Origin of the sequence: Gluconobacter sp. NFX36, assembly GCF_049887835.1 — a bacterium.
In the GTDB taxonomy this organism is placed as follows: Bacteria; Pseudomonadota; Alphaproteobacteria; order Acetobacterales; family Acetobacteraceae; genus Gluconobacter; species Gluconobacter japonicus_A.
The window spans coordinates 1-19,404 of the sequence record NZ_JAGEKJ010000008.1 but is presented as its reverse complement, the minus strand read 5'-3'; the positions used below and the strand labels follow the sequence as shown (position 1 = coordinate 19,404).

General features: G+C 55.0%; 13 protein-coding genes and 1 pseudogene. 5 read left to right on the top strand and 9 right to left on the bottom strand.

Going from position 1 to position 19,404, the window contains the following annotated elements; translation table 11 throughout:
* The first annotated feature begins 13 nt into the window (after positions 1–13).
* Together J4P41_RS09720 and J4P41_RS09715 are read left to right on the top strand one after the other, a co-directional pair.
* A complete protein-coding gene (locus J4P41_RS09720; RefSeq protein WP_426067060.1) occupies positions 14–559 on the top strand; it encodes a DsbA family protein in 546 nt (181 codons plus the stop codon).
* A gap of 81 nt (positions 560–640) precedes the next feature.
* The gene (locus J4P41_RS09715; RefSeq protein WP_426066948.1) at positions 641–2,770 is read left to right on the top strand and encodes a M3 family metallopeptidase; all 2,130 of its coding nucleotides are present in this window, start codon (positions 641–643) and stop codon (positions 2,768–2,770) included.
* A gap of 4 nt (positions 2,771–2,774) precedes the next feature.
* Here the strand turns inward: J4P41_RS09715 and J4P41_RS09710 are convergent, their stop codons facing one another.
* Together J4P41_RS09710 and J4P41_RS09705 are read right to left on the bottom strand one after the other, a co-directional pair.
* A complete protein-coding gene (locus J4P41_RS09710; RefSeq protein WP_426066947.1) occupies positions 2,775–3,947 on the bottom strand; it encodes a cytochrome-c peroxidase in 1,173 nt (390 codons plus the stop codon).
* Between the two features lie 155 nt (positions 3,948–4,102).
* Positions 4,103–5,758: a phospholipase C gene (locus J4P41_RS09705; protein WP_426066945.1), complete on the bottom strand. Its 1,656-nt coding sequence runs from the start codon at positions 5,756–5,758 to the stop codon at positions 4,103–4,105.
* Positions 5,759–6,092: 334 nt separating this feature from the next.
* Between J4P41_RS09705 and J4P41_RS09700 the strand changes: the two genes are divergently transcribed.
* From J4P41_RS09700 to J4P41_RS09690, 3 genes are all read left to right on the top strand, one after another.
* Positions 6,093–7,445 carry an inorganic phosphate transporter gene (locus J4P41_RS09700; RefSeq protein WP_426066943.1) on the top strand — a complete coding sequence of 451 codons (1,353 nt, stop codon included), beginning with the start codon at positions 6,093–6,095 and terminating at the stop codon, positions 7,443–7,445.
* A gap of 189 nt (positions 7,446–7,634) precedes the next feature.
* Positions 7,635–10,004 carry a TonB-dependent receptor gene (locus tag J4P41_RS09695; protein WP_426066941.1) on the top strand — a complete coding sequence of 790 codons (2,370 nt, stop codon included), beginning with the start codon at positions 7,635–7,637 and terminating at the stop codon, positions 10,002–10,004.
* Between the two features lie 12 nt (positions 10,005–10,016).
* Positions 10,017–12,044: a phosphocholine-specific phospholipase C gene (locus J4P41_RS09690; protein ID WP_426066939.1), complete on the top strand. Its 2,028-nt coding sequence runs from the start codon at positions 10,017–10,019 to the stop codon at positions 12,042–12,044.
* A gap of 42 nt (positions 12,045–12,086) precedes the next feature.
* On the opposite strand, the gene J4P41_RS09685 is transcribed toward J4P41_RS09690, so the two are convergent.
* The 7 genes and pseudogenes from J4P41_RS09685 to J4P41_RS09655 form a co-directional block, all read right to left on the bottom strand.
* Positions 12,087–12,860: an SDR family NAD(P)-dependent oxidoreductase gene (locus tag J4P41_RS09685; RefSeq protein ID WP_061930817.1), complete on the bottom strand. Its 774-nt coding sequence runs from the start codon at positions 12,858–12,860 to the stop codon at positions 12,087–12,089.
* Positions 12,861–12,877: 17 nt separating this feature from the next.
* Positions 12,878–13,981 (bottom strand): ABC transporter ATP-binding protein, encoded by a 1,104-nt coding sequence (locus J4P41_RS09680; RefSeq protein WP_426066937.1) that lies wholly within the window; start codon positions 13,979–13,981, stop codon positions 12,878–12,880.
* A gap of 53 nt (positions 13,982–14,034) precedes the next feature.
* Complete coding sequence (locus tag J4P41_RS09675) at positions 14,035–14,862, bottom strand: carbohydrate ABC transporter permease (RefSeq protein ID WP_426066936.1); 828 nt, start codon at positions 14,860–14,862, stop codon at positions 14,035–14,037.
* A 1-nt stretch (position 14,863) separates the two neighbouring features.
* Positions 14,864–15,772, bottom strand: a complete 909-nt coding sequence (locus J4P41_RS09670) for a carbohydrate ABC transporter permease (RefSeq protein ID WP_062024792.1) — start codon at positions 15,770–15,772, stop codon at positions 14,864–14,866.
* A 12-nt stretch (positions 15,773–15,784) separates the two neighbouring features.
* The gene (locus tag J4P41_RS09665; protein WP_426066935.1) at positions 15,785–17,101 is read right to left on the bottom strand and encodes an ABC transporter substrate-binding protein; all 1,317 of its coding nucleotides are present in this window, start codon (positions 17,099–17,101) and stop codon (positions 15,785–15,787) included.
* A gap of 32 nt (positions 17,102–17,133) precedes the next feature.
* Positions 17,134–18,780 carry an FGGY-family carbohydrate kinase gene (locus tag J4P41_RS09660; RefSeq protein ID WP_426066934.1) on the bottom strand — a complete coding sequence of 549 codons (1,647 nt, stop codon included), beginning with the start codon at positions 18,778–18,780 and terminating at the stop codon, positions 17,134–17,136.
* A gap of 326 nt (positions 18,781–19,106) precedes the next feature.
* Positions 19,107–19,404 (bottom strand): annotated as a pseudogene (locus J4P41_RS09655) (hypothetical protein); the annotation flags it as partial.

Below are 19,404 nucleotides of genomic sequence, written 5' to 3'. Positions count from 1 at the left end.
AAAGAAAGACATGATGGCACATCTGTCCGCACTGACATGGGGAACAGGCACGAGAATATTTGAGATCTTCCTGGAACCGACATGTCCGTTTTCGGTCAAGGCGCTCCGTAAAGTTCCTTTGCTTCTTGAAAAGGTGGGGCACGAAAATCTGACAGTTCACATCCGGCTTCAGTCCCAGCCATGGCACATGTTTTCCGGCGTGATCATCCGCGCCATTCTTGCAGCATCCACTCTGGAGCAGGGTCGGAACAGAGCACATGACGTCCTCCTTGCCGTGGCAGACCATCGGGAAGAGTTCGAGTTCACTGATCATTGTTCTGGCCCGAACATGGATGCCACTCCAGCAGAAATTCTTGAACGTCTTGAGGCTTATAGCGGGGTCGCCCTTGCTGAGGCCTTTCTTCTCGAAGACGTCACGAAAGCCGTGAAATGGCATGCGAAATATGCTCGCCAGAACGGTATTCATGTGTCTCCTACCTTTATGGTGGATGGGTTGATTGATGCAGCATTCAGTAGCGGCGACAGCGTGGAAGACTGGGCGGCCCGTCTATTCCCGTAACCGGCTGACGAAACAGAGGGTTGTACGTTGCGCGGCTTCTCCCATACAGTCGCGGTAACGTAAGACTTTCAGGATGTTTCAATGACTTCCAACCTCTGGGTAAGGGCTGCTTTTGCCCTGTCTATGGTTTCTCTCGCCGGAACTGAGGCACACGCTGCTGCGGCCAATCCGTTCTTCACGGCCAGCACGCTCCCTTATCAGGCCCCACGCTTCGATCTGATCAAGGATAGTGACTACGCGCCCGCTTTCGAGCGGGGCATGGCCGATCATCTGCGCGAAATTACGGCCATTGCGAACAACAAGGCTGCCCCCACGTTCGACAACACGATCGTGGCGATGGAAAAGGCCGGCCGTCTGCTGGACCGGGTGCAGGAAACGTTCTTTGGCGTTTATCAGGCGAATAGTGATGCAGAGCTGGACAAGGTTGAGAGCCGCGAAGCGCCGCGCCTGTCCCAGCATGAAGATGAGATCTATCTTAACGAGCGTCTGTTTGCGCGCGTCAAGAAACTGCATGATACCCGCGACAGCCTGAACCTGAATGCCGAACAGGCGCAGCTTCTGGATGTGTATTACCAGCAGTTCGTTCATGCTGGCGCAGAACTGTCCAAGGCCGACAAGGTCAAGCTGCGCGCCATCAACACCAAGCTGGCCAATCTTGAGTCCGTCTATCAGCAGAAGCTGATCGCCGCTGCGAAAGACGGCGCCCTTGTCGTTGACAGCAAGGATGCATTGGCCGGTCTTGATGATGGGGCCATCGCCTCGGCTCAGAAGGACGCGGAAAGCCGCAAGCTGACCGGCAAATGGGTTCTCCCGCTTCAGAACACGACCCAGCAGCCCGCTCTTGAAAATCTGAGCAAGCGCGAAACCCGTCAGGCCCTGTTCGAACAGAGCTGGAACCGTGCGGAGAAGGGTGACAAGAACGACACCCGCGCCACGATTTCCGAACTGGCCCAGCTACGCGCCCAGAAAGCTGCGCTGTTCGGCTATCCAAGCTTCGCCGCCTATACGCTGTATGACCAGATGGCCAAGACGCCCGAAGCGGCCGAAGGCTTCATGCAAAAGCTCGTTCCGGCCGTGGCGGCCGAGCAGAAGCGGGAAGGTGCCGTTCTTCAGGACGCAATCCATCGTGATGGCGAAAACTTCACGCTGAAGCCCTGGGACTGGAACCGTTACGCGGAGCAGGTACGCCGCGAGAAATATGCGCTGAACCAGGATGATGTGAAGCCATACTTCGAACTCAAGACGGTTCTGACAGACGGTGTGTTCTTCGCGGCCAACCAGCTTTACGGGGTCACATTCAAGCAGGTTACAGATATTCCAGTCTATAACCCGGACGTTATGGTGTTCGAGGTCTTCGACAAGGACGGCTCACAGCTTGGCCTGATGTATTTCGATTACTTCAAGCGCGACACGAAATCCGGGGGCGCCTGGATGTCCAACTTTGTTGGCCAGTCCACGCTCCTTGGCACAAAGCCCGTCATCTACAACGTGGCAAACTTCACAAAGGCCGCGCCAGGCCAGCCACAGCTCATTACGTCTGATGATGTGACGACCATGTTCCATGAGTTCGGTCATGCGCTACATGGTCTGTTCGCAAGCCAGACGTACCCGACGTTGTCCGGTACGAATGTTGCCCGTGACTTCGTGGAGTTCCCGTCCCAGTTCAATGAAAACTGGGCGCTGGACCCGAAGGTCCTGGCGCATTACGCCCGTCACTATAAAACGGGCGCGCCTATGCCACAGGCATTGGTCGACAAGATCAAGAAAGCCGCCAAGTTCAACCAAGGCTATGCTCTGGGCGAAATTGTTGCTGCGGCTGAACTGGACATGAAGTGGCATGCCCTTCCGGCAAGCGCTCCGCGTCAGGATGCGGACAAGTTCGAAGCCGATGCTCTGAACAGCATGGGTCTTGATGTGGCGAACGTCCCTCCGCGGTACCGGTCCAGCTATTTCCTGCATATCTGGTCCAATGGATATTCGGCTGGTTATTACGCTTATCTGTGGACGGAAATGCTGGATCAGGACGTGTTTGCCTGGTTCACGCAGCATGGTGGCCTGACGCGTGAAAACGGCCAGCGCTTCCGTGACATGATCCTGTCCAAGGGTCACACCATGGATTACGGGCCGATGTTTGAAGCCTTCTATGGCAAGGCACCGGATATTGAACCGATGCTGGCTCATCGTGGTCTGACAGCTGACAGCCAGAAGTAAAAACTTACGGGCGGGTGGGAGGCCACCCGTCCGTTAAAGTTTCCAGGAAGCGGATGATAGCCGTCCGCTCCTCGGGCGTCAGTGCTGGCTGATCGCCCGGTTTGCGATCCATTGGGGCATCGGTTCGATCAAGGTTTGATTGATACTGCGCCGGTAGATCATCCGCTTTCCGAACACGTCCGTGTGTATCACGGCTATAAAATAGCTCCGGCTGAATGTCTCTCAGAACGTAGAAATCCAGAACCCGTCGGAGATCATGAAAAACGCCATTGTGGAAAAAGACCTTGCGATCTGCCACGTTCCGGAGTGTTGGGGTGGCGAACATTCCACAATAAGCGCCTGACTGTTCCGCTCCTCCGGGCATGGCTTCGCACAGCCCAAGATCAAAATGACCGTTCTCATATGGTCCCATGAGAGCCATATTGCGTGGAGCACCAAGGGCTTCGTATTGGCGGTCCGTCAACAGCGGTGGCAGATTTCCCGAAAGAGGTCGATCCAGATGGCACGCGGCGCAGTTGCCCTTCATGGGATCGTTGAAAAGACGATATCCTGCGCTTTCCTGCGGTGTAAACCGGGTCTTCCCCTCAAGCCACGCATCGAACTTGCTATTGTAGGGATGAAAAGACGGCTCCTCGATCTGGTAGCGTGCCAGAGCGAACAGGGCTTCAGAGACAAGCAAATCTGGTGATGTTTCGGCAGCTGGGCCTGCGAGAGCTTTGAGACGCTTAGTATAAGGAGCGTTTTCAATCCGGTTACGGGCGATTGACGACGTAGAAGCCATCTCTGCCGGATCAAAAAGTGGGCCGGACGCCTGCTGCTGAAGGGTATCAGCGCGTCCATCCCAGAAAAGACCACCCTGCGGAACAATAGCCGTCGCGGAACTGGCGATTGCACTTTTAGCGGCGTGTGAGGCGCTTGCGCCAGCAGAGGGCAGGACAGGGGCAGTCTCGCTTTCCGGATTATCAGGTCCGATGCTGAAATTGGGTACATGCTCCAGATAGGCGAGAGACGGGATGGCGCGTCTGCCAGCGCTTTTCAGGTCTTTTCCACCCATGAAAACGGATTGATTATTTGAAGGGCCGTAATGGTGACGAGGGTCGTGACAGGATGCGCAGGACAGACGGCCAGAACCAGAAAGAAGTGGATCGTAAAAGATATCCCGCCCTATCAGGGCCATTTCTGACAATGGCTCTATTCCGGGCCGTTTCAGGGAAACAGGGCAAGGATTGCTGCCATCTGCTGTCGACAGGCAATCCTGAGCCCGGAGTTGTTCGGGTAAAAGCAGGCCCAGAAGGAGTCCAAAACAGAGGGCCTCCCAGACTGTTCGTGAGATCAAAGCGGGGACGCGGGTAGCTGCGAGGCAGGCTCGCCCGTCTCAGGATTCAGGAAAACAGGAGACAGACGTGGCTGACGACCGAAATCGAACAGGTCCGTCAGGTCTGCGGCATCTGCGTCGAAAGACCCTTGGCCAAGGCGCTGACCATGGAGCCAGTTGTCCTCGATGAAGCGCGTAATCGAACTTTGCGTGATCTGAACATGGCTGATGAAGTTGGTCTTGGCCCATGGCGAGATTACGATCAGCGGGGTCCGTGTCCCTGGGCCACATCGACCGTTTACAGGCTGGCCAGAGACCCCAGTCGGAGCCGGAGCCGTTCCGCAACGGCCTGGACCATCCAGTTGATCGGCCGGGTTGTCATAAGAGCCGTGGGTGGGTGTGACATAGGCATGATCGTACCAACCATCCGAATCATCGTAAGCGATGATAATGGCCGTATCCCGCCAGTCCGGACTGTGCTGGATCAGATTGATCACACTGACGACACCGCGTTGCTCATCCAGAGGGTCCGAGTACCCGGCATGTCCATCCTGAAGAGCAGGCATCTTGAGAAACGATACTGCCGGAAGATGACCAGCCCTGACAGTCACGTAAAAATCTTTCAGATCATACTGATGATTGGCCGGGTCTTTATGAATCCCATCTTTCTGAAAAGTCTGGCCTATGACATCCGATGATGAAGGGCGCGCATGGGTCGGATTGGCCGTGCTCGCGTAATACTGGAACCAGTTGTGATGGGGAATATAGTCAGGAATGTTCTGCGCCACGATTGTGGAGTAGGTCTGGCGTTTGCAGCCCGTCGTTCCATCAGGATTACGGACAGTCAGATCAAAACCTCCCATGAATCCTCCCCAACTGACATGCTGCTGGTTCAGAAGGTCTCCAATATTGCGGCTTGTCATCATGACCTGTTCGGTCGGGACAGAGCAGACATCTCCAGCCGGGTCAATGTCGTTAACCATAGTCCAGCCACCTTGACCATCCGGGATGAACGGAGACTGGACCTCGGGTGTGGAACGCTTTTGTGCGGACTTCACGATCGTCATGCCGTTCGTCTGGCCTGACACGACTTCGAGCGCACCCGGTGTGGATGGACCGTATGTATCGGTATAAGCCGCATCACTCATGGCGAAGTTCTGCGCATAATTCCAGAAGGCCGTGACGGTGTTGCCGTCAAAATACCCCATAACCTGCCCACGGGTTGAAAAAGCACCTACGCCACCGGGTGTCCCACGCCCTGTATAACGCGGAAACAGATCGGCCAGACCGTGATGATACGCCTGCTGTTCGGCGCTGTAAGCATGGTTCTGATCCGCCGTGCTGGCCTGAGTGCGATCCAGTCGAAACGGCAGTGACGCGTCTTTTCCGTTTTCCGCACGTGTATTCGGGTTCTTCAGCAAAAGATCAGCGGTGACGAGCGTATTGGCGCGTGGTGTATTGGAGCGCGCCTGAAATGTCGGTTCACCTGGTGGGTTTACGGCAGATGGATATGTACCAAAGTAGTGATCAAAGGAGACATTTTCCTGATAGATCACCACCAGGTGCCGAATAGGCGTCGCGGTTTCTGTTTTCTGAGGAGCGTCTTCTGCATGGGCTGAAGCCAGCAGAAAAGGCGTGAGGGCAGAAAGAAGGAGAGTGGCGCGAAAAGTCATGCAGGCGGAAATCTAGCATCTCTTGAGGAATAGGAAGCGGGGCGTCTATCTGCCCGTTCTGTACCGGCAAAAACAACATGGAAGCCAGAGATTTTCTCTGGTTGGGGTTTGTTGTTCCAGGCAGACATGAGTGTCTCACGCCATAGTTCATGGGGCTGCTTTTTTTCGGGCTGGTTCATCGGATAGCCTTTTGTGTGAAGCAGGCGACAGAGCCATTCGTCTCTTACCTCAAGGCATGAGAAAGAAATGTGATTGTTCCATTAAATGATGGAAATAATTCCCCCTGATGAAACTTTCATGAAAGACGCTCAGGCAGTCTTTGGCAAACACCTGAATGCTGCACTTCGCCCCAGAGTCTATCTGGTCAATCATCGCGCTTGGACTGTGCTTTCTGCTGGTCTGCGTGTTTGAATTTGCCAATGGCTTCCATGACACGGCAAATGCCGTTGCAACGGTCATTTACACCAATTCTCTCAAGCCCAAGGTCGCGGTCGTCTGGTCCGGTCTGATGAATCTTCTGGGTGTGCTCCTCGGCGGTATTGCCGTGGCTTACACGCTGGTTGAACTCCTCCCCCCGGATGTACTTTCCCCACCCAACGGAAATCCTGCCGTTCCAATGCTGGTGGCTCTGTTCGGTACCGCCTTGGCCTGGAACCTGCTGACCTGGTGGTTTGGCATCCCGAATTCGTCTTCCCATTGCGTGATCGGCTCGCTTGTCGGCATTGCGATTGGAGACTCCTTTCTTCATGCCCGTGACCTGGGACATAGCGTGGACTGGAACCAGATCTGGAAAGTTCTGACGACACTCGCTGTTTCACCACCACTTGGCTTCATTGGTGCAGGTATCCTGTTCCTGCTCATCCGGAAGTTTGTGCATCTGCCGGCGCTTTATCAACGCCCCGAGCCACACCACAAACCCAACCCGATTGTGCGAGCACTGCTGATCACGACTTGCACGCTGGTCAGTTTCTCGCATGGTAACAATGATGGGCAGAAGAGCATTGGCCTCATCATGCTGACCATCATTGGTCTGATGCCTGCTGCATTTGCCCTGAACCCGCAGGTTCCGGTACAGTACGACGTCATTCGTCAAGACGTTCAGGCGGCGCGCCCTCTGGTGTCAGAGTTTGATCGCTACTCGTTCAAGGCAGATGCATTAGCGTCTATTGATCGTCTTGAAAAAGGTGCGGAAATCCACGCAAGCCCAGCTGAGACGCGGGGAGACATCTATCAGGTTTTGTCCGGGTTGCGTTCGGTCACGTCTAACCCTGCTGCTTCAGATGCGCAGAAAAAAGAAGCGGCAGCACTCGCCAAGAAGCTACGTCCGACGGTGGAATATGCCCCATTCTGGGTTCGTCTGCTCAGTGCGCTTTGCCTTGGTGTTGGAACGATGATCGGATATCGCCGTATCGTTCAGACGCTGGGTGAGGGAATTGGAAAAGCTCACCTCAACCCTGCGCAGGGTGCAGCCTCCGAAGTTGTCGGGGCAGGCTTGATCATGACGGCTGGCTATACGGGCCTGCCGGTGTCCACAACGCACATCATCACGTCTGGTGTTGCAGGAACGATGGTGGCTTCCGGGTCGGGCATCAACATGCACATGCTGACCAAGATTGCTCTGGCGTGGCTCTTTACCCTGCCTGTCACAATTACGGTTTCGGCGATTCTGTTCTACATTCTTGCCTGAACGACCATCAAAAAAATTGTTTTAAGATCGAAAAAGGCTCGCCTCTCGGCGGGCCTTTTTTGTTGGCCGTATCAAATGTGAAAACCATGTTTCAATGTCTTGAAACGATAACACGACAGAAAGGAAACGCCTTCATAACGTTTTCGCAAATTCACGGGCCGATTTGCGCCCTAGCGGGAACACACAAGAATGAAGATGATACTTGCCCTGACGACCTGTTTGAGCGGAATTGTCGCTCTCTCAGTTCCTCAGACTGTGTTTGCAAACGATGCAGCTTCCAGTCATTCCCCGCTAAAGGCCAAGTCGCACAATACACAGGCTAGAAAAGTATCTGCCAAAAAGAGCGCGCCGCAATCCACTGAAGCGGCATCCGCAGAATCCGTCGTTGTTCTTGGGGCAGGCGCCGCTCGTGAGACGCAGACCATTTCCCGCAGGGCCATTCAGGAAATGACGCCAGGAACAAGCCCATTCAAGACTTTGTCCAAGCTGCCAGGCGTCATGTTCACGTCGTCTGACCCCCTGGGATCCTATGAATGGTCCCAGCAGATCGTTATTCGCGGGTTTGATCAGAGCCGCCTCGGCTTCACGATGGACGGCATTCCTTTGGGAAATCTGGCCTATGGTAATGATAACGGTCTCTCTATCGGTCGCGCTCTTGAGACCGAAAACAATGGCCCCTCGACACTGACGCAGGGCGCGGGTGCGCTGGGTGTAGCGGCATCGAACGATCTGGGCGGTGCGTTGCAGTTTACATCCGTAGATCCGACCAAGAAATTCGGTGTAGATGTGGCTGGAACAATCGGCTCGGCGTCAACTTGGCGTACATTTGCCCGTATCAACAGTGGCGAACTCAAAGGCGGTGGCCGCTTCTACGTGTCCTACAATCATCAGGACGCCAACAAGTGGAAGGGCGATGGTGTTCAGGTTCAGGATCAGGCCAATGCCAAGTATATTCAGCCATTCGGAGAGCATGTAAAACTTACGGTTTTCGGGGACTGGTCAAAGCGTAAGGAAAACGATTACCAGGATCTTTCGCTCGCCCAGATCAGTAAATACGGATACAGGCTCGACAACATTACAGGTAACTATGCTCTCGCCAAGCAGATTGCCACGGCCTATCAGACTGGAACGGCCTTTCCATCCAGTGTCGAAAATCAGGACACGGTCTATTACAATGCAGCAGGTCTGCGTGAAGATGCCATGGGCTATGGTCGCCTGGATTTTGATATCACGAGCCGTCTTAAAGGCTTCGTGACCGGATATGGTCATACCAACACGGGTGAGGGCGCATGGGTCACACCCTATCTCGCGACGCCAGCGGCTCTGGGAGGCTCACCGCTGACGACCCGTACCACGGAATATGACATCCACCGTGCAGGCTTTATCGGGGGCCTGACGTACAAGATCGCAAACCACACAATCGACTGGGGTTTCTGGTTCGAAAACAACAATTTCGAGCAGGCCCGTCGTTTTTACCCGCTTCAGGACAGCGGGGCTCCGTCATCCATTCACTGGTATCAGGGAAATTCTTTCTACACCCAGTGGCAGAGCACATTTAATACCAAAACATATCAGGTTCATCTGGGCGACACATGGCAGATCATGCCAGCACTGAAGCTCACCTATGGCTTCAAATCTCTCATCGTGGATAACTCTGCTCGTGCTCTGAGCGGCAATCTGATGGGGACACCGACCGGAACAACCTACCCATCCGGCTCTTTGAGTGCCTCGAATGGTTTTCTGCCGCAGATTGGTGCGAACTATCGCATCAACCAGCACAACGAAATCTTCGCAGACTACGCGCGCAATATGGCCGCTTTTGACAGCGCCCAGACGTCAGGTCCTTTCTCCACAACGACAGCTGGCTTTGAAGTGCTTCAGAAGAAGCTGAAGCCCGAGATGTCCAACACGGAAGAGCTTGGATACCGTTTCCATAACCGGACGTTTCAGGCTTCCGTCACAGGGTATTATGTCGAGTTCCAGAACCGTCTTCTGGCTGTGACCCAGGGCGTCGGTATTCAGGGCAATGCCTCGGTTCTGAGCAACGTGGGCGGCGTTACGGCGCGCGGTGTAGACGTCGCGGCCAACTGGAAATTTGCACGGAACTGGTCGCTGTTTGCGTCCTATGCTTTCAACAACTCCCTGTATGATGACAATGTGTATGCGGATGGTGTTGTGTCGGCTCGCATCAAAGGCAGACACACGGTTGGGATGCCATCCAATCTTGCGAACGTAGAGCTTGGCTATGATGACGGCGCAATCTGGGGGAACGTCCTGATGCAGTTTCAGGACAAACGTTACTACACCTATACCAATGATGCATCTGTTCCAGCCAACGCCGTCTTTAACCTGAATGTTGGCTATCGCTTCCAGAGCCAGAACTGGTTCCTGCGGGGGCTGGATGCGCAGATCAACGTTACGAATCTCTTTGATAAGAAATATGTGGCGACGGTTGGAAGCAATGGCTTCGTCAATTCCGACCCATCCGGAACCTTCCAGACGCTTCAGGCCGCAGCACCCCGCATGGTCTTCTTCACGCTTCGCAAGCACTTCGACTGATTGGACCCGCACATGACCGGACCGCTTTCCAGCCGACGCAGATTTCTTGAACTGGGAGCCGCTTTTGCGGCTGCCGGAACACTGCCCGGTAATCTGCAACAGGCTCTTGCGGTTCCGGCCAACCGGAAAACAGGCACCATTCAGGATGTCGAGCATGTGGTGATCCTGATGCAGGAAAACCGCTCTTTCGATCATTATTTTGGGTGCCTGAGCGGTGTGCGGGGATATGGAGACCCTCGTGCCGCACAGCAGCCCGACGGAACGTCCGTCTTCGCACAAAAGACTGCTAAGGGTTCAACGGTTCTGCCGTTCCGCATGAACACGGTGCATACTTCGAGCGCCTGCATCGCCAGCTTGGATCATAGCTGGAAGGGCAGCCAGAAAGTCTGGAACGAGTGGGATTGCTGGATCCCGCACAAGACCGCCATGACGATGGGCCATTTCACGCGCCGGGATATTCCGTATTACTACGCGCTCGCAGATGCCTTCACGATCTGCGATGCCTATCACTGCTCGATTTTTGGGCCGACCAATCCAAACAGGCTCTTTCTGTTTTCCGGAACAAACGGATTAAGCGTCGGACATGATGGCAAGCAGGCGGTCGAGAACGTCGATGACGGGAACGTCTCGGCCGATATGCGCCACGACAATCCGAAATTTCAGTCCTTTCAATGGACGACTTACGCCGAAGAGCTTCAGAAAGCTGGTGTGTCCTGGAAGGTTTATCAGGAATACGACAATTTCGGAGACAACGCTCTGGCAGGGTTTACCGCTTTTCGGGAACTTTCCGAGCAGTCCTGGCAATATCAACAGGGGCGTCGGATTGTTGAAGGCTCCACGGCTGAAAATGCTGCGACATCTGAAGGGCGCTTCCTGATCGAGGCATTTGAAAAGGATGTGGCTGCAGGGACATTGCCGCAGGTCTCCTGGATCGTGCCTGCTGCTGCGCTCTCTGAACACCCGAACGCACCGCCCGGCTACGGCGAGCATCTGATTTCCCGCCTGATGGATGTGTTTGTCCGTTATCCAGACGTATGGTCCAAAACAGTTTTCATCCTGAACTATGATGAAAATGACGGCTTTTTCGATCATGTTCCGCCTCCGGTTCCTGCACTTGAAGGAAACGAGGGGAACAGCACGGTGTCTGTCACCGGTGAGAGCTATCATGGCGTTCCTGTAGGTCTTGGACCGCGTGTACCTGCCATCCTCATTTCCCCCTGGAGCAAGGGCGGACGTGTCAATTCGGAAGTGTTCGACCACACGTCTGTTCTGATGTTTCTTGAAAAGCGCTTCGGTGTTCAGGCTCCCAACATCACACCCTGGCGGCGTGCTGTCTGCGGGGATCTGACATCTGCTTTTGACTTCTCCGTCAAAGATACACGCTGGCAGGCCGATCTTCCCAATACAGACGATTACATGCCACAGACCCGCAAGTCCTGCATGTTACCTCCACCTCTGGTTCCGCAATACCAGACGTTGCCACGGCAGGAAGAAGGGCAGAGGGCGACGTGTGCTCTTCCGTATCATCTGGCAGCAGACCTGATGGTGAACACAGAGAAAGCCGAGATCGTTCTCAACAACACAGGTGTAAAGGGAGCAGTTTTTCGCCTCTCAGGGCAAGGCCCGTCACGTCATTATACTGTTGGTGGGGGAGCCACATTAAATATTTCGCTCCATCCGCATGATGACTTCACGCTTTCTGGACCCAACGGTTTCTACCGCTCTGGCAAAAACATTTCAGATTTGCAGGTCCGTGTTCGCGAAGAGACGGAAGGCGTGACGCTGTTTCTCAAAAGCATTGCGTTGGAAGGTGCGGAACTGGTCGTTGAAGACGCCTATGGTGCGACAACTGACTGGACTGCTCTTCTAAAGCCTGGGCAGGAGCTATCCCGCTTTTATCCGCTTGCTGGAAGTGACTTCTGGTATGATCTGACGGTCACCCGTCGCAAGGGCGGCACAGCAGGGCATATACAGGTTGCCGGGCATGTGGAGACCGGACGGCCAAGCCGGACTGATCCGTTGATGGGTCGCCGGACTTGAGACATCCGGGTCTGATGACAGGCCCGGTGTTTCGAATGTTGATTACCAGACAGTAAAGCCAGCATCCACGTTGACGATCGAACCCGTCATCAGGCTCGCAGCGTCCGAAGCCAGAAAGTGCACGACGGAAGCGACTTCGTCCGGCTGCCCTACACGCCCCATTGGTGTCCCTGCAATCCAGGCATCATACAGTTCCGGCTTTTCCATGCCGAAGCGCGTCAGGGTTGTTTCGATATAGGTTGGAGCAACGGCGTTGGCACGGATGCCGTGAGGCGCCCATTCCGCGGCCAGGGAGCGGATATACTGATGCACTCCCGCCTTGGAGGCATTGTAAGCCGCCTGCTGTTGTGGGCGGTTAACAATCAGCCCGGACATGGAGCCAATCGCAACAATCGCCCCTTTCTTCTGCTCAAGCATAATGCGACCTGCGGCCTGGCAGCAGCGGAACATGCCATTCAGGTTGATGTCGACCTGCTTGAGCCACTGGCTGTCCGTCATGTCCTCCGCTTTGACTTCAGAAATACAGATCCCGGCACAGGCAACCAGAATATCCAGATGACCTTCCTGCTCATGCACGGTCTTGATAGCGGTCTGGACGCTTTCCGTATTCGTAACATCCATACGGATGCTGCTGACATCCAGCCCTTCACCACGAAGTTCCTCCGCAGCTTTTGCAGCCAGAGCCTCATCCAGATCCGCGATTACAACGCGTGCCCCAGCTTCAGCCAGAGCCGTCACGCAGGCCAGGCCGATATTCTGTGCACCGCCGGTCACAACTGCGGTACGGCCATCGAGACGAAGTTTTTCCATGTACATTTTAAGTATTCCTGAGTTCAGGCGGCGAGGGGATGACGACGACAGGCTTCAAAGGCCAGTCCATCGGGGGCAAAAAGGTGACAGTACTGAGGAGGTAAAGTCAGGCTAACGCGTGTTTCGACTTCGATGTCTGTAAAGCCATCCGTCTGCACAACAACGACCTGACCGTCTTCCAGACAAACGTGAACGAGTGTGGTCGCACCCAGCCGTTCGATAACTTCGACAATACCGCTATTCGGGCCGGGGGCGGCGAGTTCAAGATGTTCAGGCCGGATACCGAGCGTGAGCTTGGTGCCCGGCAGAATTCCGGGCGGGGCGACTGGAACATGCATGACTGTTCCGTCCCGAAGCTGAACCGTGGAACCTTCCCCGTTGCCATCCTGGAAAATGGCGGAGAAGAAGTTCATGGGAGGGGAGCCGATGAATTTCGCCACGAAGAGGTTGCGAGGGTGATGGTACAGTTCCAGCGGAGAACCAATCTGCTCAACAACACCCTTCTGAAGAACGACAATCTTGTCAGCCATGGTCATGGCTTCGACCTGATCGTGGGTCACGTAGATCGTCGTGGCACCAAGTTTACGATGAAGAGCCGAAAGCTCCACACGCATCTGGCCACGCAGAGCGGCGTCGAGATTGGACAGCGGTTCGTCGAACAGGAACACCTTGGGATTACGCACAATGGCGCGCCCGATGGCCACACGCTGACGCTGCCCGCCTGAAAGCTGGCCCGGCTTATGGTTCAGGTAGGGCTCAAGCTGAAGCGTGCGGGCGACATGCTCGATCTTTTGCCGACGCTCTGCCTCCGGCATCCCGGCAAGCTTCAGACCAAATTCCATGTTCTTGTAGACGTTCATATGCGGATAGAGCGCATAGGACTGGAACACCATCGCCAGACCGCGCTTACCGGGCTCCACGTCGTTGACGCGCTGACCATCAATCAGCAGATCGCCAGACGTGATATCTTCGAGGCCAGCAATCATGCGCAGAAGTGTGGATTTACCGCAGCCGGATGGCCCGACGAACACCACGAATTCCTGGTTCTCGATCGACAGGGAAATGCCCTTGATGATTTCTTCCGTAAGATACGTCTTGCGGATGTTCTTGAGTTCAAGCGTGGCCATGGGTCAGATCCCGTTTTCAAGCATGGGGGCAACGGCAGGAAGGAAGAGGTCGGTCACTTCACGGCTCCGAATGTCAGGCCGCGGACAAGCTGCTTCTGGCTGATCCAGCCAAAAACAAGAATGGGAGCCACAGCGAGGGTAGAGGCGGCGGAAAGCTTGCCGAAAAACAGCCCTTCCGGGGACGAGAACGAGGCAATGAAAGCCGTCAGCGGGGCAGCATTGGAAGACGTCAGGTTCAGGGACCAGAAGGCCTCGTTCCAGCAGAGGATCAGCGACAGCAGGGCCGTGGACGCAATGCCGGGTAATGCCAGAGGCAGAAGGACCATTGTCATTTCCTGCCAGCGGGTAGCGCCATCCATACGGCCCGCTTCCAGAATGGGAGCCGGGACTTCACGGAAGAATGTGAACAGCATCCAGACGATAATCGGTAAGTTCGTGAGCATATCCACGATTGCCAGACCGGTGCATGTGTCCAGAAGGTGCGTGTTGCGGGCCAGGAGATAAATGGGAACCAGTACGCCAACCGGGGGCAGCATCCGGGTCGAGAGCATCCAGAGCAGCGTGCCGCGCGTTCGTTTTGAAGGCATGAAGGCCATCGAGTATGCGGCCGGAATGGCCAGTAACAGGGCGCCCGCTGTCGCACCGACTGACACGATGACGGTATTAAGTGCAAAATGCCAGTAACTGGCACGCTCGAAAACTTCCGCATAGCTGCTGAGCGTTGGCACAAAGAACAGTTTTGGCGGCGTTGATACCGCTTCCACTTCGCTCTTGAAGCCGGTCAGAATCATCCAGAAAATCGGGAAAAAGAGCCAAAGAGCAATGCCCCATCCCAGAAGGGTGACGGCAATCCGAGTACTGCGTTTCGTTTTGACGGCCATCTCACACCTCCAGATTGCGAGCAACGGAACGGACGAGAAAGACCGCAACGATATTGGCGATGATGATGGCGATAATACCACCGGCAGACGCACCGCCCACATCGAACTGAAGCAGGGCGCGAGAGTAAATCAGGTAAGCCAGATTGGTAGACGCCACGCCAGGGCCCCCAGCCGTCGTCACAGATATTTCTGCGAAAACCGTCAGCAGGTAGATCGTCTCGATCATGACCACGACACTGATCGCACGCCCCAGATGGGGCAGAATAATATGACGGAACCGTGCGATAGGACCTGCGCCATCCATACGGGCGGCTTCTTTCTGCTCGCTGTCCAGCGACTGAACGGCTGTGAGGAGAATAAGCACGGCGAAAGGCAGCCACTCCCATGCAACGATCATCATGACTGTCAGAAGCGGAAACTTCGCCAGCCAGTCGATCGGTGTGAGGCCGACAGCCCGCATCATGGCGGAATAAACGCCATAAATCGGGTGCAGCATCAGGTTCTTCCAAAGCAGGGCGGAGACCGTTGGCATGATGAAGAACGGGGAAATCACCAGCACACGGGCAATACCGCGCCCGAAAAACTCCTGATCATACAGGACGGCCAGAAGTGTCCCGCCACCAACACTGATGACCAGCACGCCCGCCACGAGAATGAATGTGTTCAGAAGGGAGTGCAGGAAATCAGGATCGGTTAACAGGTACCAGTAGTTGCTGAAGCCTGCGAAGCCGTGAAGCGTCGGGTCCACAAGATTATAATTCAGGAGGGAGTACCACAGGGTCATCCCCAGCGGGACAAGCGACCAGACCAGAAGAATCAGAACAGCCGGAGAAAGAAGCAGAAAACCTGCTCCTTTTCCCTTCTGTGCGGAGGCTCCCGGTGCGGGGCTATGTTCGACAACGGCCTGCATGGCATTGGAGCCTTATCTGGCGCGGCCGGACTGGCGCAGCGAACGGGTTACGGAAGACTGTGCGGACGCAAGAGCCTGATCGACCGTCATCTGACCAGAGAGTGTAGCGGCAACGGTCTGTCCGACCTGCGTTCCCATGGCCTGGAACTCTGGGATGCCCACGAATTGTGCGCCGGTGTAAGGACGTGGCTGAGCCGTCTGTCCGTTCGGATCAGCCGTCTTGATGGCGTTCAGCACGAAAGAGGCGAACGGTGCAGCCTTCTGGTACTCAGGGGTGGCATAGGTGGATGCGCGCGTGCCGGCAGGAACAGCAACCCATCCTTTACGGTCGGCAACCAGCTTCACGTAATCCTTGGACGTCGCCCATGTAATAAAGGTCTGGGCATCGGCACTCTGATGGGAACTGACCGGAACGGCGAGGCTCCAGGCCCACAGCCATGTCGGGCCCTTGCCATACGGACCTTTGGGAGCCGGTGCGAAACCAACCTTGTCAGCCACCTGTGACTGCTTCGGGTCGAACAGCAGACCACCAGCGACGGTGGAATCAATCCAGATTCCACAATGGCCGCTCGCAAACAGCGCGAGGTTTTCGTTGAAACCATTGGACGTGGCGCCTGGAGGACCATCTTCCTTCATCGCCGAAACGTACCATGTCAGCGCCTTCTTCCAGGCATCAGACGTCAACAGAGGCTTCCAGGACATATCAAACCACTGGGCGCCATAGGTATTGGCCAGTGAACTGACATAAGCCATGTTCTCGCCCCAACCCGGCTTGCCGCGCAAACAGATGCCATAGGCCTGACCGGACTTGTCCGTGATCTTGTCCGCAAACTGGCGGATCTGGTCGTAAGTCGGGTCTGCTGGCATGGTCAGGCCAGCCTTCTGGAACAGATCCTTACGGTAATATGTCATGACGCTTTCTGCGTAAAAGGGCAGGGCGTACAATTTGCCGTCAGACGTCAGAGCGTCACGCACAGATGGGAGAACGTCATTTACGTCATAGGCTGCATCCGGCTTGAGTTCCGTCAGCCAGCCCTGCTTGGCCCAGATGGGAACTTCATAGTTGCCAATGGTCACGACGTCGAACTGCCCTGTCTTCATGGCGATATCGGTCGTAACACGCTGGCGAAGGACGTTTTCTTCCAGTGTTACCCAGTTCAGATGAATATCCGGATGGGCTTTCTCGAATTCCGAGGAAAGCTGCCGCATGACGATCATATCGCCGTTATTCACGGTGGCGATTGTCAGAGTGCCAGCAGCATGAGCAGAGGAGAGAACTGAACCGCTCAAGAGAAGGGTCAGGGCGCAGAGTGACTTTAGACGGGACATGAAACTCAGACCTTTCGAAAAAGGATGCAGGATCAGTTAGAAGGGGCAGGTTCGAGGACGTCCCGCATCTGCTGACGCCATGCGAGTTGGCTATTCAGCATGTCATGGCAGATGGAACGTTTGGCTGAATGATAAGCGGTAGTGCGCTCATCAGGCAGGATTTCGGTTCCGGCATGGCTCATCCGGGCCATGGCGGTGCGAAGGTCCGCGTATTCGCCGCTGGCGACGGCACCAAGTATGGCTGCCCCCAGAAGAACGGAGTCCGGCTCTTCGGGCAGGAGAATGCGACAGCCTGTTGCGTTAGCATGCTCACGCAGGAAAACGTGATTCTTGGTGCTACCCCCCGTGGCGAGGATCGTGTCGATCCGGTAGCCTTGAGCATTGAGCGCATCAATGATGTCTTTGGTGCCGTATGCGAGACCTTGCAGCGTAGCGAGATACAGCTTCGCCAGATCATCCGTATTGGCTGAGAGGCTTAGCCCGCTCACGACACCCTTTAGGTCAGGATCAGCGTGTGGGGAGCGGTTTCCATGGAAATCCGGGAGCACATGAAGGTTCGATGTACTCGTTCCCGGAAGTTTACCCTGCTCAAGAGCATCCGCGCGATCGTTCAGCAGGGCGTATATGTTTGTACCCGACTGTTCTGCTTCCTGCTTGAGGGCAGGACCAGCAGCATGCTTGGAAATGACAAAGTCAATCAGCGCGCCAGTTGCAGACTGACCCGCTTCATTGAGCCACATGTCAGGAACCATGGCGTTCCAGTATGGCCCCCAGACGCCCGGAACAAATCGCGCTTCTTTGGACGCTGCCATATGACAGCTGGACGTGCCACAGATTAGCGAAATTGAGCGCTCAAGTACATCATCTGAAAGCGCTCCCGCTGCTTCAATACCGAAGACGCCAATACCACCTGCATGCGCATCAATGGCAGACACTCCAACAGGAATACCGGGCTCAAGACCTAGCTCAGCAGCGGCCTCAGCACTCAGACCTTCACCAACGATCCCGCCCAATGCACGAATATCATAACCAATCCGGGAAAAATTGTTCTCTGTCAGTTCCTCAAGACCAATGGCTTTGAAATACGTGTCATCCCAACGATCTTCATGAGCCAGATAGGTCCATTTACAGGCCGTGGAACATGCTGAGCGAGAGAGAGATCCCGTAGCCCTCCATGTCAGAAAATCCGGCAGATCGAAAAAATGCCCAGCTTTGGCGAAAATATCGGGCAGGTTGCGTTTGAGCCAAAGAAGCTTTGGCGTTTCCATTTCCGGGGAGATTTTGCCTCCCACATAACGCAGGACGTCGTAGCCACCGGCATTGATTTCGGTGGTTTCCTTCAGGGCACGATGATCGGCCCACAGGATAATATCCTGCCCATCCGCACCTTCAGGATCGACAGATAACGGACGGCCTTCTGGATCAAGGACGACAAGAGAGCAGGTTGCATCGAAGCCAATACCTGCAATCCGATAGGGCTGATCGAGTTTGGAAAGCGCCGCGCGTGTTGCGGTACAAACAGCCTCCCAAATATTGGCGGAAGACTGCTGGGCATAGTTGGGGGCTGGCGTCCATGTACATGTCGGCTGGACGGCAGAGGCCTTCTTTTCCCCATCAAGAGTAAAGAGACCTGCTCGGGCGCTCCCTGTTCCAACATCAACTCCAAGAACCAGATCCATAAGGCCATACCCAGTTTGTAACGTGCAGATTACCAAGATCCCGGGAGAGCTATCTTTTCAGAGTCATTCACAACGCCTGAGACCTTCAAGGCCATGACAAGCATGGATGACCTTGGAAGAAGCTCGATAACGCTATGTTCTGTCACTCCAAAAGATAACGCTTATTCCAGAATACATAACGGTATTTATGTTACATATAGCAGATTGACTGTCCATAGTGCGAAATGGAATTTGGAAAAGAAAACGTACAGATCGCAAAAAGATGAATGTCACGGAGATCTGGAGAGGGGGCGACAACCAGTGCCACCCCCTCTCCAGACGATACGTTATGCTGCAACAGGGGTTGGTGCATCTTCAGCCAGAAGGCGCTCGGTCTTGAGGTCGATCCAGAACTTTTCTGGAATGTGATGACTGAACCATGCCAGGTTTTGCGTGAGCTGACCGGTATTCCGGGTGCCTGCACAAAAAGACGAAATCGCCGGGTGTGCCACGACAAACTGGAGGGATCGAAGAACTGTTTGTTGATGCGCTTGTCTGATGATTTTAGTTTTTTGGCGCTTTGATTGAGGGTTTCCGGGGTGACTTTCGCTCTGCGTTTTGAGCAGATCACGGTCCATCGCCGGT